The following is an 18,369-nucleotide window of genomic DNA, read 5'->3' as shown; positions in this document are numbered from 1 at the left end:
TTCCGGCCCGATCGCCTACGGTCTCGCACCGCCACCACCCCTAGTGCAACAACTGCGGCAGCTCCGCCATATCCGTGAACAGTGCGGTGGCCCCGGCCTCCACCAGCTTCGCCGCCGGCGTCATCGCCGTGAACCCGTACACGTCCATCCCCGCGGCCACCGCCGCCCGCACACCCAGCGGGCTGTCCTCGACCACCGCACACCGCCCAGGTGCGACCCCCATCTCCCGCGCCGCGTGCAGGAACAAGTCGGGCGCCGGCTTCCCCTGCGCCACGTCCTGCGACGAGAACACGCGGTTCTCGCCGAACCGTTCGAACAGCCCGGTCTTCGTCAGCGCCACCCGGATCCGCTCATGGCTCCCCGACGACCCGACGCAGTACGGCACACCGTCCGCGGCCAGCTTCTCCAGAACGGTCTCCACGCCCGGCACCGCCTGCAACCGCTCCCGGAACGCGCCGAACACCCGCGCATGGAAGTCCGCTTCGAAGACTGCCGGCAGCGCCCGACCGGACTTCTCCAGCACCAGGTCGCGCACACGCTGCATCGACCCGCCCATGAAGTCCCGCAACGATTCCTCGTACGTGGTCGGGTGCCCCAGCTCGGTGAGATAGCCGGCGAGGATTTCATTGGAGATCGGCTCGCTGTCCACCAGGACACCATCGTTATCGAAAATGATCAGGTCGTAGCGCATCTCCCGAGCGTACCTACCCGGGCTTCCCTGCGGCACAACGCAAAAAAGCCTCGCCCCCCGAGTCGAAACTCGGGGAACGAGGCTTTATCAAAATTTGTTCGGCGGCGTCCTACTCTCCCACAGGGTCCCCCCTGCAGTACCATCGGCGCTGAAAGGCTTAGCTTCCGGGTTCGGAATGTAACCGGGCGTTTCCCTAACGCTAAAACCACCGAAACACTATGAAACTTAGAACAACCGTTGGTCTGTTCGTGGCTTCAGAACCAACACAGTGGACGCGAGCAACTGAGGACAAGCCCTCGGCCTATTAGTACCAGTCAACTCCAACCGTTACCGGTCTTCCATATCTGGCCTATCAACCCAGTCATCTACTGGGAGCCTTACCCCATCAAGTGGGAGGGAGCCCTCATCTCGAAGCAGGCTTCCCGCTTAGATGCTTTCAGCGGTTATCCTTTCCGAACGTAGCCAACCAGCCATGCCCTTGGCAGAACAACTGGCACACCAGAGGTCCGTCCGTCCCGGTCCTCTCGTACTAGGGACAGCCCTTCTCAAGACTCCTACGCGCACAGCGGATAGGGACCGAACTGTCTCACGACGTTCTAAACCCAGCTCGCGTACCGCTTTAATGGGCGAACAGCCCAACCCTTGGGACCGACTCCAGCCCCAGGATGCGACGAGCCGACATCGAGGTGCCAAACCATCCCGTCGATATGGACTCTTGGGGAAGATCAGCCTGTTATCCCCGGGGTACCTTTTATCCGTTGAGCGACGGCGCTTCCACAAGCCACCGCCGGATCACTAGTCCCTACTTTCGTACCTGCTCGACCCGTCAGTCTCACAGTCAAGCTCCCTTGTGCACTTACACTCAACACCTGATTACCAACCAGGCTGAGGGAACCTTTGGGCGCCTCCGTTACCCTTTAGGAGGCAACCGCCCCAGTTAAACTACCCACCAGACACTGTCCCTGATCCGGATCACGGACCCAGGTTAGACATCCAGCACGACCAGAGTGGTATTTCAACAACGACTCCACACCAACTGGCGTTGGCGCTTCACAGTCTCCCACCTATCCTACACAAGCCGAACCGAACACCAATATCAAGCTATAGTAAAGGTCCCGGGGTCTTTCCGTCCTGCTGCGCGAAACGAGCATCTTTACTCGTAATGCAATTTCACCGGGCCTATGGTTGAGACAGTCGAGAAGTCGTTACGCCATTCGTGCAGGTCGGAACTTACCCGACAAGGAATTTCGCTACCTTAGGATGGTTATAGTTACCACCGCCGTTTACTGGCGCTTAAGTTCTCAGCTTCGCCCCACCGAAATGGAGCTAACCGGTCCCCTTAACGTTCCAGCACCGGGCAGGCGTCAGTCCGTATACATCGCCTTACGGCTTCGCACGGACCTGTGTTTTTAGTAAACAGTCGCTTCTCGCTGGTCTCTGCGGCCACCCCCAGCTCACACTGCAAGAGTGATCACCGGAAATGGCCCCCCTTCTCCCGAAGTTACGGGGGCATTTTGCCGAGTTCCTTAACCATAGTTCACCCGAACGCCTCGGTATTCTCTACCTGACCACCTGAGTCGGTTTAGGGTACGGGCCGCCTTGAAACTCACTAGAGGCTTTTCTCGACAGCATAGGATCATCCACTTCACCACAATCGGCTCGGCATCAGGTCTCAGCCTCAACGTGTGACGGATTTGCCTACCACACGGCCTACACCCTTACCCCGGGACAACCACCGCCCGGGCTGGACTACCTTCCTGCGTCACCCCATCGCTTACCTACTACAAGTCTGGTCCGTCGGCTCCACCACTCCCCTTTGCCCGAAGGCTCCAGGGCGGCTTCACGGACTTAGCATCGCCTGATTCAGTACTGGGCGCTTCAAAGCGGGTACCGGAATATCAACCGGTTGTCCATCGACTACGCCTGTCGGCCTCGCCTTAGGTCCCGACTTACCCTGGGCAGATCAGCTTGACCCAGGAACCCTTAGTCAATCGGCGCAAGAGTTTCCCACTCTTGTATCGCTACTCATGCCTGCATTCTCACTCGTGAACCGTCCACAACTCGCTTCCACGGCTGCTTCACCCGGCACACGACGCTCCCCTACCCATCACAGCCTCCGTTAGGAGTAATGCTGCAATGACACGACTTCGGCGGTGTACTTGAGCCCCGCTACATTGTCGGCGCGGAATCACTTGACCAGTGAGCTATTACGCACTCTTTCAAGGATGGCTGCTTCTAAGCCAACCTCCTGGTTGTCTCTGCGACTCCACATCCTTTCCCACTTAGCACACGCTTAGGGGCCTTAGTCGATGCTCTGGGCTGTTTCCCTCTCGACCATGGAGCTTATCCCCCACAGTCTCACTGCCGCGCTCTCACTTACCGGCATTCGGAGTTTGGCTAAGGTCAGTAACCCGGTAGGGCCCATCGCCTATCCAGTGCTCTACCTCCGGCAAGAAACACACGACGCTGCACCTAAATGCATTTCGGGGAGAACCAGCTATCACGGAGTTTGATTGGCCTTTCACCCCTAACCACAGGTCATCCCCCAGGTTTTCAACCCTGGTGGGTTCGGTCCTCCACGAAGTCTTACCTCCGCTTCAACCTGCCCATGGCTAGATCACTCCGCTTCGGGTCTAGAGCGTGCAACTCAAACCGCCCTCTTCGGACTCGCTTTCGCTACGGCTTCCCCACACGGGTTAACCTCGCTACACACCGCTAACTCGCAGGCTCATTCTTCAAAAGGCACGCAGTCACGACGCAAGGACAAATCCTTGCGCGACGCTCCCACGGCTTGTAGGCACACGGTTTCAGGTACTATTTCACTCCGCTCCCGCGGTACTTTTCACCATTCCCTCACGGTACTATCCGCTATCGGTCACCAGGGAATATTTAGGCTTAACGGGTGGTCCCGCCAGATTCACACGGGATTTCTCGGGCCCCGTGCTACTTGGGTGTCTCTCAAACGAGCCGCTGACGTTTCAGCTACGGGGGTCTTACCCTCTACGCCGGACCTTTCGCATGTCCTTCGCCTACATCAACGGTTTCTGACTCGTCCCACAGCCGGCAGACTGCAGAAAAGAGATCCCACAACCCCGCACTGGCAACCCCTGCCGGGTATCACACCAATACGGTTTGGCCTCATCCAGTTTCGCTCGCCACTACTCCCGGAATCACGGTTGTTTTCTCTTCCTGCGGGTACTGAGATGTTTCACTTCCCCGCGTTCCCTCCACACTGCCTATGTGTTCAGCAGCGGGTGACAGCCCATGACGACTGCCGGGTTTCCCCATTCGGACACCCCCGGATCAAAGCTCGGTTGACAGCTCCCCGGGGCCTATCGCGGCCTCCCACGTCCTTCATCGGTTCCTGGTGCCAAGGCATCCACCGTGCGCCCTTAAAAACTTGGCCACAGATGCTCGCGTCCACTGTGCAGTTCTCAAGCAACGACCAGCCACCCGTCACAACCCACCAACGTGGATCTTCACCGGGGCCGGCATCGCGAAGGTTCAGACCGTAGTCCGTACCTCGTGCCGAGTAGTCAACGTTCCACCCATGAGCAACCAGCATCAGACACTCGCTGATGTACTGGCCTCTGACCCGAACCAAGTCCGAGTAAGAAGTGCTCCTTAGAAAGGAGGTGATCCAGCCGCACCTTCCGGTACGGCTACCTTGTTACGACTTCGTCCCAATCGCCAGTCCCACCTTCGACGATTCCCTCCCACAAGGGGTTGGGCCACCGGCTTCGGGTGTTACCGACTTTCGTGACGTGACGGGCGGTGTGTACAAGGCCCGGGAACGTATTCACCGCAGCAATGCTGATCTGCGATTACTAGCAACTCCGACTTCATGGGGTCGAGTTGCAGACCCCAATCCGAACTGAGACCGGCTTTTTGAGATTCGCTCCACCTCGCGGTATCGCAGCTCATTGTACCGGCCATTGTAGCACGTGTGCAGCCCAAGACATAAGGGGCATGATGACTTGACGTCGTCCCCACCTTCCTCCGAGTTGACCCCGCAGTCTCCTGTGAGTCCCCATCACCCCGAAAGGCATGCTGGCAACACAGAACAAGGGTTGCGCTCGTTGCGGGACTTAACCCAACATCTCACGACACGAGCTGACGACAGCCATGCACCACCTGTACACCGACCACAAGGGGGCGCCTGTCTCCAGACGTTTCCGGTGTATGTCAAGCCTTGGTAAGGTTCTTCGCGTTGCGTCGAATTAAGCCACATGCTCCGCTGCTTGTGCGGGCCCCCGTCAATTCCTTTGAGTTTTAGCCTTGCGGCCGTACTCCCCAGGCGGGGAACTTAATGCGTTAGCTGCGGCACGGACGACGTGGAATGTCGCCCACACCTAGTTCCCAACGTTTACGGCGTGGACTACCAGGGTATCTAATCCTGTTCGCTCCCCACGCTTTCGCTCCTCAGCGTCAGTATCGGCCCAGAGATCCGCCTTCGCCACCGGTGTTCCTCCTGATATCTGCGCATTTCACCGCTACACCAGGAATTCCGATCTCCCCTACCGAACTCTAGCCTGCCCGTATCGAATGCAGACCCGGGGTTAAGCCCCGGGCTTTCACATCCGACGCGACAAGCCGCCTACGAGCTCTTTACGCCCAATAATTCCGGACAACGCTCGCGCCCTACGTATTACCGCGGCTGCTGGCACGTAGTTAGCCGGCGCTTCTTCTGCAGGTACCGTCACTTGCGCTTCTTCCCTGCTGAAAGAGGTTTACAACCCGAAGGCCGTCATCCCTCACGCGGCGTCGCTGCATCAGGCTTTCGCCCATTGTGCAATATTCCCCACTGCTGCCTCCCGTAGGAGTCTGGGCCGTGTCTCAGTCCCAGTGTGGCCGGTCGCCCTCTCAGGCCGGCTACCCGTCGTCGCCTTGGTGAGCCATTACCTCACCAACAAGCTGATAGGCCGCGGGCTCATCCTTCACCGCCGGAGCTTTCCACGCACAGACCATGCGGTCGCGCGTCATATCCGGTATTAGACCCCGTTTCCAGGGCTTGTCCCAGAGTGAAGGGCAGATTGCCCACGTGTTACTCACCCGTTCGCCACTAATCCCCGACCGAAGCCGGTTCATCGTTCGACTTGCATGTGTTAAGCACGCCGCCAGCGTTCGTCCTGAGCCAGGATCAAACTCTCCGTGAATGCTTACCGGTAATCCGGCAAAAACACTCGCGTTGAGCGGAACCGTGGGGAGGAATAATCCCCACGGTTCACAGCGTCCTCGCTGTGTGTGCCTCCCGAACAGGTCGGAAGGTCTTTCAAAGGAACCTCGTCCCAACGTGATGTTGGAGACGGGGTATCAACATATCTGGCGTTGACTTTTGGCACGCTGTTGAGTTCTCAAGGAACGGACGCTTCCTTCGGCCTGCCCTCGCGGGCTTCCTCCGGGCGCTTCCCTTCGGTCTTGCGTCTCCGACTCTATCAGATCCTTTCGGCTCTGATTTTCGCCGGTGCGATCCGGCCTTTCGGCTTTCTCGCGGTTCCAACCTTACCAGATCCGTTTCCGTCTCTGGCCCCCTGCTGGAGCGGGGTCGGCCGTTTCGCTTTCGCTTTCCGGCCTTTCCGACTTTATCAGATCTTCTTTCCGTTCCGGTCCGCTTCTCGGTGAGTTGCGGGCGGTTCGAATTTCGATCCGATTCCCCTGTCGGCGGGGTGTTCACTACTTTAGCGGAATTCCTCGGTGACGCCTAATCAGGTGTCCGGAACGAATTTCGGCATGCGGAATTCAGTCCCGTTGAGGGGCCGTGCAGTAGTGAGTTGCCGCGAAGCGGCGGAATGGCTGCCGCAGAACCGTTCCGGCTCGTTGGCAACTCGGAGAACACTACGGATCGGGAAGGGGCGTGTCAAACCGGGGTCAGTCGAGGTCGCTCAGGCGGCCGTCGGCGTCCGGCTGGGTGTCCTCGACCCGGCGCAGCAGGCGGGTCAACGCGTCGCCGAGGATGCGGCGTTCCTCGCCGGAGAGGTCCTGGAGGAGATCCTCCTCGAAGACCGTCGCCATGCGCATCGCCTCCGTCCACTTCTCGCGACCCTCGTGGGTCAGCTCGACGATGACGCGGACGCGGTTGGCCTCGTCGCGCTCGCGGGTGACCAGGCCCTCGTTCGCCAGTCGGTCGATGCGGTGGGTCATGGCGGCCGGCGTGAGGCCGAGGCGCTTGGCGAGTTCGCCGGGGCCCATGCGGTAGGGCGCGCCGGAGACGACGAGGGCCTTGAGGACCTCCCATTCGGCGTTGCTGATGCCGAGGGTGGCGGTCTGCCGTCCGTAGGCGACGTTCATCCTCCGGTTCAGGCGCTGGAGTGCGGAGACGACCTGCTCCACCTGGGGGTCGAGGTCCTGGAACTCGCGCTGGTAGGCCGCGATCTGTTCCTCGAGGCTCGGCTCGGTGCCGCCGGTGGCCGCATCTGAGGGCTCTGACATGCGGCGCAGTATGACACGAAAGTCATTGGCGTTGAAGTTCTTCGTCATGTAGTCTTTAGCTTCGAACTTTAGGGTCGAAGTCTTGAGGGTGTGACTGTCCGGTCTCGGACGTCCGGGCGTCGTGGACGCCGCCTTGGCTTGGCTCGGCTCGGGTTCCGACTCGTATCCGTCTTCATGACCTGACCTAGGTAGGTGAGTGTGACCACCGCGATGGGCGCCGCGCTGCGCCGGATCCAGCTGGGGAACGCGCTGAGCGCGTTCGGCAACGGCTTCACCGTGCCGTATCTGTACGTCTACGTGGCGAACGTGCGGCATCTCGGTGCGAGTACGGCTGGTGTGGTGCTGGCGATGCTGGCGATCTCCGCGCTGGTCGTGCTGCCGCTGACGGGGCGGGCCATCGACCGGCGGGGGCCTCTGCCGGTGGCCGTCGTCGGTACGGTCGCGGCGGCCGTCGGGTCGCTGGGGATCGGGCTGTCGGAGACCGAGCCGATGGTCGTCGCGTCGGCGGTGGCGCTGGGGGCCGGTATCGCGGTGATCCAGCCGGCGCTGGCCACGATGATCGTGTGGTGCTCGACGACGGTGACCCGCTCGCGGGCGTTCGCCACGCAGTTCTTCCTGAACAACCTGGGTCTGGGCATAGGCGGCCTGGTCGGTGGTCAGCTGGTCGACGAGGCGCACGCGTCGAGCTTTGTGCGGCTGTTCGCCATCGAGGCCGTGATGTTCCTGGTGCTGGGGGCGGCGATCGCGACCGTGCGGCTGCCGCGGGCGCCGAAGGTCGAGGACGCGGTGCCGACCGAGGAGCGGGCCAGGGGTGCCTGGCGGGCGCTGTTCGGCGACCGGCGGATGATGTGGCTGTGCCTGCTGGGCTTCGTGATGTTCTTCGCCTGCTACGGGCAGTTCGAGTCGGGGCTGGCGGCGTATGCCACGGAGGTCACCCGGATCGAGCCGGCCACGCTGGGGATCGCGCTGGCGGCCAACACCGCGGCGATCGTGGCGGCGCAGTTCGTGGTGCTGAAGCTGGTCGAGCGGCGGCGCCGGAGCCGGGTGATGGCGCTGGTGGGCATGGTCTGGACGGTGGCGTGGATCGCCGCCGGGCTGTCCGGGCTGGTGCACGGGAGTCAGATGGTGGCGACCGTGCTGCTGGTCTCCACGTATGCGCTGTTCGGCATCGGGGAGTCGCTGCTGTCGCCGACGGTGGCGCCGCTGGTGGCGGATCTGGCGCCGGCCTCGCTGATAGGCCAGTACAACTCGGCGTTCGCGCTGGTCAAGCAGTTGGCGCTGGCGGTCGGGCCGGCCGTGGGGGCGCTGATGGTCGGGCACGGGATGTATGCCGCGTACATCGCGATGCTCGTGGCGTGCGCGGTGGGGATCACGGTGCTGGCGCTGCGGCTGGGGCGGATGCTCGGCCCGGCCCAGGACCAGCCGCACCGGGCGGTCGCCGTGCCCGCGCAGCGGGTGGAGGCCGAACCGATACCCGCGGCCGTGTGAGGTGCGGGCCGGTGCGGCGCCCGCCGGTGGCGCGGCACCGTACTGGTCGGCCCGTACCGGTCGTGGGACGGCGGACGGGCCCGGTCCGTGGCCGGGTCTCGGCGCGTCGCCCCGGGTCAGCCCCTGGGCAGGGCGAATTCGCACCAGACGGCCTTGCCTCCGCCGGGGGTGCGGCGGGAGCCCCAGGACGAGGCGATGGTCGCGACGATCGAGATGCCGCGGCCGGTCTCGTCGACGGGCTCGGCCCGCCGGCGGCGGGGCAGGTGGTCGTCGCCGTCGGTGACCTCGATGATCAGGCGGCGGTCGGTGCGGCGCAGCCGTAGGCGCATCGGCGGGGTGCCGTGCTGGAGGGAGTTGGCGACGAGTTCGCTGGCGGCCAGGACCCCGAGGTCGTGGAGTTCCGGGGAGAAGCGCCAGGAGGCAAGGACGCCGGAGGCGAAGGCGCGGGCGCGGGGTGCCGCCTCGGTGCCGCCGTGGAGTTCGAGGGCGGCGTTGTGGAACAGCTCGGCGTCGTGCCCGGTGCGGACCGGGTTCTGGATGACGAGGATGGCGACGTCGTCGTCGTGGGCGGCGGTGATGCCCAGGGAGCGCAGCAGCCGGTCGCAGACGATGTCGGGGGTGCCGGTGGCGCCGGCGAAGGCGCGTTCCAGAGCGGCGACGCCGTCGTCGATGTCCTTGTCGCGGCGTTCGACGAGGCCGTCGGTGTAGAGGACGGCGCTGCTGCCGGGGCTGAGCGGGACGGAGCCGGAGGTGTGCAGCCAGCCGCCGGTGCCGAGCGGCGGGCCGGTGGGTTCGGCGGCCCGGCGGACGGTGCCGTCGGCGTCGCGGACGAGCATCGGCAGATGGCCGGCCGAGGCGTAGACCAGGCGGCCCTCGTTGGGGTCGTGGACGGCGTAGACGCAGGTGGCGATCTGGCTGGCGTCGATCTCGGCGGCCAGGCCGTCCAGGAGCTGGAGGACCTCGTGGGGCGGGAGGTCGAGGCGGGCGTAGGCGCGGACGGCGGTGCGGAGCTGGCCCATGACGGCGGCGGCGCGCACCCCGCGGCCCATGACGTCCCCGATGACCAAGGCAGTGCGGCCGGCGCCGAGGGTGATGACGTCGTACCAGTCGCCGCCGACCGCTGCGTCGGTGCCGCCGGGCTGGTAGGTGGCGGCGACGCGCAGGTCGTCGGGCTGCTCCAGTTCCTGGGGCAGGAGGGAGCGCTGGAGGGTGACCGCGGCGGCGCGCTGGCGGGCTTCGCTGGCGCGCAGCCGTTCGGCGGACTCGATCTGGTCGGTGACCTCGGCGCCGAAGACCAGGACGCCCTTGTGCGGGGCGACGCAGGCGACCTCGGGGTCGGGCGCCGGGCCGCTGGCGGCGACCTCGATGGGGGTGCAGGTGAAGGTGTAGTAGCCGTCGCGGGTGCGGTCGCCGCCGGCGCCGGCCGGGACCTTGCGGGACTTGACGGTGCGTGGTTTTCCGCTGCGCAGGACCTGGTCCATGAGGGGCAGCAGGCCCAGTTCGCCGAGTTCGGGGAGGGCCTCGCGGGCGGTGCGGCCGGCCGGGCGGGGGCCGAAGACGCCGGCGTAGGCGCTGTTGACGTAGGCGATGCGGTGCTCGGGGCCGTAGACGACGGCGACCAGGGCGGGGATGGTGCCGAGGATGTCGTGGACGGAGAGCGCGTCGACGGTGGGAGGCGCGGCGGGCGGCGGGGTGTCCTCGCCGGTGGGGTCCTCGGCGCGGGCGGCGGGGACGGCGGCGGGCGCATCGTCGGCGGCCGCGGGCGCGGCGGGGTGCGGCGTGGGTCCCGCGGGCGGGGTGGCGGCGTGGTCGGAGCGGGCGGCGGTGCGCCGCTGCGTGCCGGGGAACTTGGCGCTCCAGCGCGTGAAGATCACGGAGGGGTACCTCTTACTTCGCGTCGTCGCGCGGGGTCGGGCCGTCGGTGTGGGGGCAGGCCCCGGGGCGGAGCGGGGCGCACGGTCGGCACCCTCTGGCGGAATGCAGCAAACGTCCTGAATCCTCGCGATTGTCACTCTTCGCAGATACGAGCCCACCCATGGTCACACGTCCAGTGTGGCCGACCGGACGGTCTTCCGTCAGACGCCGGGCGCCGGGGCGTAGTGCGCGGTGCGCGGGCGGCCGTCGTGCGGCGGCCGGGTGGGTGGTCAACGTCCCTGGTGGGGCGGCCGGTCAGCTGGTTTCGTTGTGCCGGCCGGTGCCCGCGGCGAGTTCGAATTCGGCGCGCGGGTTCTCCAGCGAGCCGAGAGAGACGATCTCGCGTTTGAAGAGCCCGGCGAGGGTCCATTCGGCGAGGATCCGGGCCTTGCGGTTGAAGGTGGGCACCCGGCTGAGGTGGTAGGCGCGGTGCATGAACCACGCCGGGTAGCCCTTGAGTTTGCGGCCGTAGACGTGGGCGACGCCCTTGTGCAGGCCGAGCGAGGCCACCGAACCGGCGTAGGCGTGCTCGTAGTTGCGGATCTCGCCGCCGCGCAGGGCGGCGGTGAGGTTTCCGGCGAGCACCCTGGCCTGGCGGACGGCGTGCTGGGCGTTGGGGGCGCAGGTGGCGCGGGGGGCGTCGGGGGTGGCGGGCGGCGGGGCCGTGAGGTCGGGGACGGCCGCGGCGTCGCCAGCCGACCACGCGTGTGCCACGCCGTCCACCTGGAGCGCGGCGGTGCACTTGAGCCGGCCGCGGTCGGTCAGGGGGAGCCCGCTCGCGGCCACGAGGGGGTGCGGTTTGACGCCGGCGGTCCACACCACCGTCCTGGTGGGGAAGCGGGAGCCGTCGCTGAGCCGGACGACGCGCTTCTCGCAGGACTCCAGGCGGGTCTCCAGCCGGACGTCGATGTTGCGGGCGCGCAGCTCGCGGACGGTGTAGCGGCCCATGTCGGGGCCGACCTCGGGCAGGATCCGGCCGGTCGCCTCGACCAGCATCCACTTCATGTCCTCGGGGCGGACGTTGTGGTAGTAGCGGGCGGCGTAGCGGGCCATGTCCTCCAGCTCGGCCAGGGCCTCCACGCCGGCGAAGCCGCCGCCGACGAAGACGAAGGTCAGCGCCGCGTCGCGGATCTCGGGGTCGCGGGTGGAGGAGGCGATGTCGAGCTGTTCGAGGACGTGGTTGCGCAGTCCGATGGCCTCCTCGACGGTCTTGAAGCCGATGCCGACGTCGGCCAGTCCGGGGACGGGGAGGGTGCGGGAGACCGATCCGGGCGCGAGGACCAGTTCGTCGTAGGCGACGGTGAGGGCGGCGGCGCCGGCCTGCTCGGCGGCCAGGGTGGAGACGGTGGCCCGGCGCTTGTCGTGGTCGATGGCGGTGACCTCGCCGATGACGACGGTGCAGTGCGGCAGGACGCGGCGCAGCGGGACGACGACATGGCGCGGGGAGATGGCACCGGCGGCGGCCTCCGGCAGGAACGGCTGGTAGGTCATGTACGGCTCGGGGTCGACGACGACGATCTCGACCGTGCCCTGCCGCAGCTCCTGCCGGAGCGTCCGCTGCAGCCGCAGGGCGGTGTACATCCCCACGTAGCCGCCGCCGACGACCAGGATGCGCGCCACGGCGTCCGAGTACTCCGAGGACACAGTCTTCACAGAGGTTCTCCTCGCGGTGTCGACCAGGCCGGGGCGCCACCGAGCGGGCGGCCGGGCGGGCGGCGCGGCCACCGTCGGGTGCTGTGCCCCCGGCGCGCACAGCACTGTTCCATGACGCACTGCCGGGGCGTCTTTGTCCACAGGCGGGGCGAAAAGTATGTCCGCGGCGGGCGGGGGTGTGGAGCCGGACATTCCGGCCGAGCGGTGCGAAGTACGCTGGTCAGGCGGAGATTGGCGCGGAGTGGGAGGACGGGCGAGCAGGACGGATCGGGTCCATTGGGCCGATCGGGGGGCACGGGGTGCGGAGCGCCCCCTTCAATCTTGACGCGGGCTCAACTATGTTCGTATGTCGTTGGGGTGCACCCTCTCGTCGGGTGGCCCCGACCGTCAGGGCGGGGAGTCTCCGGGGGGAGACGTCATTACCGGGGGATCACTTATGCACATTCAGGGCTCTCAATGGCCGGCGGCGGTCGCGGTGACCACTGCCTCCGACGGTGCCAACGGCGCCGGCGGCAACGGAACGGGCGCGACGACCGGCGCCAACGGCCGGAGCACGCCGCTGCGGGTGGACGCCCAGCGCAATCTGGAGCATGTGCTGCGGGCGGCCCGTGAGGTCTTCGGCGAGCTGGGGTACGGCGCGCCGATGGAGGACGTGGCGCGGCGCGCCCGGGTCGGAGTGGGGACGGTCTACCGCCGTTTCCCGAGCAAGGACGTGCTGGTCCGGCGGATAGCCGAGGAGGAGACCTCCCGGCTGACGGAGCAGGCGCGGGCCGCGCTGGGCCAGGAGGACGACCCGTGGTCGGCGCTGGCGCGCTTCCTGCGGACGTCGGTCGCCTCGGGGGCCGGGCGGCTGCTGCCGCCGGGCATCCTGCGGGTGGACGCGGGCGGGGAGCGGGCGCCGGGCGGCGCGGGCGAGCCGCGGCTGCCGGAGGGCGGCACCGAGGCCCGGGTGCCGTTGCAGCGGGTGGCGCCCGGTGAGGCGGATGCGCCGCGGGCGGGCGCGGAGTCCGAGGAGACGCCCGGCGGGCAGGCGCTGCTGGACGTCGTCGGGCGGCTGGTGGAGCGGGCCCGGGCGGCGGGTGCGCTGCGGGCCGATGTCACGGTCTCCGATGTACTGCTGGTCATCGCCACGGGCGCGCCCGCGCTGCCCGATCCGGGGCAGCAGCAGGCGGCGTCCGCTCGGCTGCTGGAGATCCTGCTGGAGGGGCTGCGCTCGCGTCCCGCCCGGTGAGCTGCGGCGACCGGCTCCGCGACGGGTGTGCCGGACGGGGCACTTCCGTCGCGGAGCCGGTGCGCGCGTCGGGGAGTCCCGGGTGCGGGGCCTCCCGATGGGGCGGCGGCCTCTGGGGGTGCCGGTCGCGGGCGGCCGTTCCGTACGGGTGAACGCCAGTGCGGTCGCCCCGGATGAGTGGTTGCCCCGCCCGAGCCCTGAAGCCCGGGCGGCGGGTGTGGCACGCTTGCGCGGTGGTGCGGTGCGACGGCGGCTTCGGGGGCCTGGGCGATGGGTGTTGACGGGCGGGACGAGCGGCGCGACGAGAGCGCGGAACGGCCGTCGGACCGGCTGCCGGGCCAGGCCGGGCCGCCGGATGCGGTGCCCCCGGGCGACGGCACGGAGGAGACCGGGCCCAGTGTGCCGGCGCAGCGCAGCCGCTCCCCGCGGCGGGAGCGGCCCTCCGACGCGCCGGTGGACGGGGCGGACGGTGAGCGGGGCGCGGGGCTGCCGCCGTCCGACGCCGCGCTCCTCGCCGCGTTGCGGGCCGGGGACGTCAGCGCCTACGAGGAGCTGTACCGCCGGCATGCCGAGGCGGTGCGCCGGTACGCGCGCGGCTGCTGCCGGGACGCCCACACCGCCGAGGACCTGACCGGCGAAGTCTTCGCGCGGACCCTTCAGGCGGTGCGCGGCGGGGCGGGGCCGGACGCGGCGGTGCGCGCCTATCTGCTGACGACCGTCCGGCGGGTCGCCGCGCACTGGGCGCGGACGGCCCGGCGGGAGCAACTGGTCGAGGACTTCGCGGTGTTCGCGGTGTCGGCGGCCGGTGCGTCGCCGGCCGCCGACACCACGGATCCGGGCGCGGACGTGCGGGCGATGCACGAGGCCGAGCAGACCATGGCGGTACAGGCGTTCCGCAGCCTGCCGGAGCGCTATCAGACGGTGCTGTGGCACACCACCGTCGAGGACGAGTCGCCGAGCGAGGTCGCGCCGCTGCTCGGGCTGACCGCCAACGCCACCGCCGTGCTGGCACACCGCGCCAGGGAAGGGCTCAAGCAGGCGTATCTGCAGGCGCATGTGAGCCAGTCGCTGACCGCGGGCGGCGACTGCGCGCGGTACGCCGACCGGCTCGGCGCGTACGCCCGGGGCGGGCTGCGGATGCGGGCCGAGCGGGGGCTGCGCAAGCATCTGGAGGAGTGCGCGCGGTGCCGGAGCGCGGCGCTGGAGGTCGCGGACGTCAACGAGCGGATCGGGGCGCTGCTGCCGGTCGCGGTCGTCGGCTGGTTCGCGGCGGGGTACGCCGTCAAGGGCGCCGCCGCGGTGGCCGGAGCCGCCGGCGCGGGGGCGGCGGCCGGGGCCGGGGCGGCCGCCGCCTCGGGGTCCGGTTCCGGGGCCTCGGGCGGCGCCGGCGGGGCGGCCGCGGGTGAGGGGCTGGCCGCGCCGGTGAAGATCGGCATCGGGGCGGGGCTGGTGGTCGCGGCGGGCGCGGCGCTGGCGTTCGCGCTGGCCGGGTCGCCGGAGTCGGCGCCGCACCCGCGGGCGCAGCCGCGGCCGTCGGCCGTGCCCGCCCCGGCGCCGTCGCACACCCCTCGGCCGCCGGTCGGCGCGCCGGGTGCCAAGCCGGTCCCCGAGCCGACGCCGACTCCGACTCCCACGCCGACCCCGGCGCCGTCCGAGACGGTCCGTACGCCGGCCGGCCCCGGGCCGGCGCCCACTTCGGCGCCGCCGACGCCCACTCCTTCGGCCACCCCCGGGCCGACGCCCGCGCCGACGCCCTCTCCTTCTACGACGCCGGCTCCTGTTCCCACGCCGACTCCTGTCCCGACGCCGCCGCCGACGGTCTATCAAGTGGGTGCGCTGGCTTACGACTTCGCGGGGGACGGCAGCGAGCCGGAGGTCCGTACGCTCGACAGCAGCTGGCTGTGGCGGCGGCACCACCCGAGCATCGGCGGGACGGTCTACCCCGACGGGGTGAGCGTGCACGCCGCATCCTCGGTGGTCATCGACCTCAACCGGCAGTGCACGGCGTACGACGCGGTGGCCGGCGTGGACGACCTCGGCCTGGGTCCGGGGGCGCTGCGCTTCTCGGTGTACGCGGACGGGGTGCGGCTGTGGCGGTCGGCGGTCGTGCACGGCGGGGAGGCGGCGGTGCCGGTGCATGTCCCGTTGGCGGGCCGGAAGACGCTGCGTCTGGTGGTCGAGCCGCGGGGGGCGGGGGATCTGGTGGCGCTGGGGGACTGGGCGGGGGCGCGGATCAGCTGTCGGTGAGGGGTGGGGGCTGCGTCGGGGGCCCTGTTCGTCGGTGCTCTGGTCGCCAGGCCCCCCGTTCGTCTGTGGTGCCGGGGCCGGGGACGGAGGGGTGGGTTGTCGGACTGCTGCGCTTTACGCTCCGCCTTCGCTCTCTTATAGCCCCTCCGGAAGCGAAGCCCGACAACCCACCCCTCCGCCCCCGGCCCCTCCTGTCAGTGGTCCACCAAGACATTGAGAGCCCAACGGGACGCAATGAGCCCACCGGCCGTAGCGGCCCGCCGGGACGTGGGCGGATCCAACTGGCCGTAGCTGCCCACTCAGACGCGGTGAGCGGATCCACCGGGCCGTAACGGGCCCTCGGGAGGCGCCAGGCAGGGCAGCCATGACGGAATCGCCAGGGGAGCCGCCGGGGGCGGTCGTCGGTGTGCGTCGCGGTCGGTGTGCGTCGCGGTCGCCCGCGGGTTGGGCTCTCCCCCGGCGCGCAAGCCCGCCGTGCGCCGGAGGTCCGCGCCGTTCTGCCGGGCGCACCAGGGAGTGGGTGTACGCCGGATGTCCGCCCTCGGGGGACGGTGGGGTGGGGCGGTCGGTGGGAAGGGGGCGTCCTGGGGTGGCGGGGCCGGGTGCCGGGGCGGTTCAGGTGAGGCGTGCGCGGGGGACGCCCCCGGCGAGCGCCCGTTGGCGGGGTGCCTCCGCGCCCGTCCAGCATGAGCCGCGGCGGGCCAGCAGTCGGCGCAACCACAGTTCCGTGGCGGCCAGTTCGGCCAGGCCGTCCAGGGGGAGCGGGGCGCCGTCGGCCGCCGCCCGGAGCGCGCTGCGGACCACCCGGGCCTCGATCAGCCCGGCGTCCGCGAGCAGCGGTGCGTCGAAGAGCCGGAGCAGTTCGCCGACCGCGGCGCGCAGGCCGGCGCGGGCGGCGGCGGTGTGGGGGTGCTGGGCGGCGGCGCCCCAGCCGGGCGGCAGGTCCCGTACGCCGGCGCCGGCCAGGACCGAGCGCAGGACGGACGCCCGGGCGTCGGGCTGGACCCGGAGGGTGTCGGGCAGCGCGCGGCAGGCGAGCACCACCTGGTTGTCCAGGAAGGGGGCGTGCAGCCGCTGGCTGCGCACCTCGACGGCCTGCTCGAAGACCCGGTGGTCGGCGGCCTGGCGGGCCAGGGCGGCGCGGGCCCGCCGTTCGCCGGGGCGGCCGGCGGCGGGCGCGCGGTGCGCGGCCTCCCCGAGGCGAACCGATACTTCGGCCAGGGCCTCGCCGGTGAGCCAGCGGGCCGCGGGCCCGGGGCGGCACCAGGTGAGCGCGGCCAGTGAGGCGTCCACCGCGCCGGCGGCCACCGGCTCGTCGGCGAACCGCCGCTCCAACAGGAGGCGCGCGGCCTCCGCGATCCCGGTGGCGTAGGGGGTGCGGGCGAGCTTCCGGGCGGCGCGGTAGACGGTGAACGGGACCAGCACCGAGTGCGCGGACGGGCCGTCGGCCCTGGCCAACGCGGTGACCGGGCGCAGCAGATGGCGTCGGCGGCGGTCCATGAGGAGGTCGGCGAGGCGGGCCGGGTGGGCGTCGAGGACCTGGCGGGCGCCGTTGCCGACGAAGTGGTCGGCGCCGCCGGACAGCAGGCGTCTGCGGTGCCGGCCGGCGAGGGTCAGCGAGGGGCCGGGCTCGTCCGTGAGCGGGAGGGCGTCCAGGCCGGTGTACGGGAGGGCCTCCTCGCCGGCCGCGACGACGACGTGGTGCAGCCGGGGGTTGGCGGCGAGGCCGCGGGCGCGCTCCAGCTCCGCCTCGTGCTGGGCCCGGTCGCCGTGCGCGGCGCGGTCGTTGAAGGTGACCGCCAGCAGGCGCTCGCCGTGGCCGTTGATCCGCCCGGGCTGCCCGGGGAGGCCGGCGGCCAGGAGGGCGAGCGTGCCGGAGGCGCTGCCCCCGGAGAGGTCGGCGCCGATGCCGGGGGCGGGGCCGCCGCGCGCCGCGCGCCGCTCCGCGGGGCCCATGCCGGGCACCGGGCCGGGGTCGAGCCGGTCGGGCCCGTCCGGGTCGGGCGCGAAGCGGGGGGCCGCCAGGCGGGCGCGGACGGCCTCCACGAGGGCTTCGCGGACGCCGTTCACGGCCTGTTCCGGGGCGAGTTGGGGGGCGGCGACGGCCAGGGACGCGGGCGGCTCGTAGGAGGCGATCTCGCTGCTGCCGGTGCGCAGCACCAGGGCGTGGCCGGGCGGGATCCGGCGGACGCCGTCGTAGGGGGTGCCGGTGCCCAGTGCCTCGGGGGCGTCGGGGCAGGCCAGGCGGGCGGCCAGGTGGCCGACGTCGAGGCCGGCGCCGACGAGGTCGGCGAGCGGCAGGGCGGCGGTGGCGAAGGCGGTCCCGCCGGCCCACCGGGTGTGGAAGACGGGGCGGGCGCCGGCCAGGTCCCCGGTGACGGTGATCCGGCGTCCCACCCGGGCGACGGCGGTGTAGCTGCCCGGCCAGGCGGTGAGGTGCCGCAGCGCGCCCCCGCGGGCGGCGAGCAGGCCCACTTTCAGCTGGTCGTCGGTGGCGCCGCAGACCCCGAGGACGGCGAGCCGGGTCTCCGGGTCGGACTGGACGACGCGCACCTCGTGGGGCCGCCAGTCGCCCACCGCCCAGAGGGGATCGGGGTCGCCCCACAGGAGCTGGGCGCCCACGGGCAGCAGCGTCCGGCACTCCTTGCCGGTGGTCGCGGCACTGCTCCATCCCACCAGCCAGCGCATCGCCGCCTCCACCCGATTCCCCGTCCGC

The 18,369-nt window shown here is 69.5% G+C and carries 8 protein-coding genes and 3 rRNA genes; 3 read left to right on the top strand and 8 right to left on the bottom strand.

Going from position 1 to position 18,369, the window contains the following annotated elements; genetic code table 11:
- Positions 1–40: 40 nt before the first annotated feature.
- From ACRAS8_RS19345 to ACRAS8_RS19325, 5 genes are all read right to left on the bottom strand, one after another.
- Positions 41–691, bottom strand: coding sequence for an HAD family hydrolase (locus tag ACRAS8_RS19345; RefSeq protein ID WP_438487286.1), 651 nt, complete (start codon positions 689–691; stop codon positions 41–43).
- A 96-nt stretch (positions 692–787) separates the two neighbouring features.
- Positions 788–904, bottom strand: a 5S ribosomal RNA gene (rrf, locus tag ACRAS8_RS19340).
- Between the two features lie 71 nt (positions 905–975).
- Positions 976–4,097: ribosomal RNA gene (locus ACRAS8_RS19335) — 23S ribosomal RNA — on the bottom strand.
- 222 nt (positions 4,098–4,319) lie between these two features.
- Positions 4,320–5,847 (bottom strand): 16S ribosomal RNA (locus ACRAS8_RS19330).
- Together the 16S, 23S and 5S rRNA genes form the textbook arrangement of a ribosomal RNA operon.
- Before the next feature lie 712 nt (positions 5,848–6,559).
- Positions 6,560–7,120 (bottom strand): MarR family winged helix-turn-helix transcriptional regulator, encoded by a 561-nt coding sequence (locus tag ACRAS8_RS19325; protein ID WP_438487285.1) that lies wholly within the window; start codon positions 7,118–7,120, stop codon positions 6,560–6,562.
- A gap of 198 nt (positions 7,121–7,318) precedes the next feature.
- Between ACRAS8_RS19325 and ACRAS8_RS19320 the strand changes: the two genes are divergently transcribed.
- Positions 7,319–8,608 (top strand): MFS transporter, encoded by a 1,290-nt coding sequence (locus ACRAS8_RS19320; protein ID WP_438490534.1) that lies wholly within the window; start codon positions 7,319–7,321, stop codon positions 8,606–8,608.
- A gap of 116 nt (positions 8,609–8,724) precedes the next feature.
- Here the strand turns inward: ACRAS8_RS19320 and ACRAS8_RS19315 are convergent, their stop codons facing one another.
- Together ACRAS8_RS19315 and ACRAS8_RS19310 are read right to left on the bottom strand one after the other, a co-directional pair.
- The gene (locus tag ACRAS8_RS19315; RefSeq protein WP_438487284.1) at positions 8,725–10,482 is read right to left on the bottom strand and encodes a SpoIIE family protein phosphatase; all 1,758 of its coding nucleotides are present in this window, start codon (positions 10,480–10,482) and stop codon (positions 8,725–8,727) included.
- Positions 10,483–10,777: 295 nt separating this feature from the next.
- Positions 10,778–12,175 (bottom strand): NAD(P)/FAD-dependent oxidoreductase, encoded by a 1,398-nt coding sequence (locus ACRAS8_RS19310; protein WP_438487283.1) that lies wholly within the window; start codon positions 12,173–12,175, stop codon positions 10,778–10,780.
- Positions 12,176–12,611: 436 nt separating this feature from the next.
- Between ACRAS8_RS19310 and ACRAS8_RS19305 the strand changes: the two genes are divergently transcribed.
- Positions 12,612–13,406, top strand: coding sequence for a TetR/AcrR family transcriptional regulator (locus tag ACRAS8_RS19305; RefSeq protein WP_438487282.1), 795 nt, complete (start codon positions 12,612–12,614; stop codon positions 13,404–13,406).
- 270 nt (positions 13,407–13,676) lie between these two features.
- Entirely contained in the window at positions 13,677–15,653 is a 1,977-nt protein-coding gene (locus ACRAS8_RS19300) for a sigma-70 family RNA polymerase sigma factor (RefSeq protein WP_438487281.1), read from the top strand.
- Between the two features lie 615 nt (positions 15,654–16,268).
- On the opposite strand, the gene ACRAS8_RS19295 is transcribed toward ACRAS8_RS19300, so the two are convergent.
- Complete coding sequence (locus ACRAS8_RS19295; RefSeq protein WP_438487280.1) at positions 16,269–18,341, bottom strand: asparagine synthase-related protein; 2,073 nt, start codon at positions 18,339–18,341, stop codon at positions 16,269–16,271.
- Positions 18,342–18,369 lie beyond the last annotated feature (28 nt).

This window comes from Streptomyces sp. S186 (assembly GCF_051603415.1).
Taxonomy (GTDB): domain Bacteria; phylum Actinomycetota; class Actinomycetes; order Streptomycetales; family Streptomycetaceae; genus Streptomyces.
The sequence above is the reverse complement of the archived record's forward strand: the minus strand, read 5'-3'. Positions and strand labels throughout refer to the sequence as shown.

Excerpts from the sequence above, each read along its gene's own strand:
- ACRAS8_RS19325 (WP_438487285.1), bottom strand. The coding sequence starts at position 7,120 with ATGTCAGAGCCCTCAGATGCGGCCACCGGCGGCACCGAGCCGAGCCTC.
- ACRAS8_RS19345 (WP_438487286.1), bottom strand. The coding sequence starts at position 691 with ATGCGCTACGACCTGATCATTTTCGATAACGATGGTGTCCTGGTGGAC.
- ACRAS8_RS19300 (WP_438487281.1), top strand. The coding sequence starts at position 13,677 with ATGGGTGTTGACGGGCGGGACGAGCGGCGCGACGAGAGCGCGGAACGG.
- ACRAS8_RS19295 (WP_438487280.1), bottom strand. The coding sequence starts at position 18,341 with ATGCGCTGGCTGGTGGGATGGAGCAGTGCCGCGACCACCGGCAAGGAG.
- ACRAS8_RS19305 (WP_438487282.1), top strand. The coding sequence starts at position 12,612 with ATGCACATTCAGGGCTCTCAATGGCCGGCGGCGGTCGCGGTGACCACT.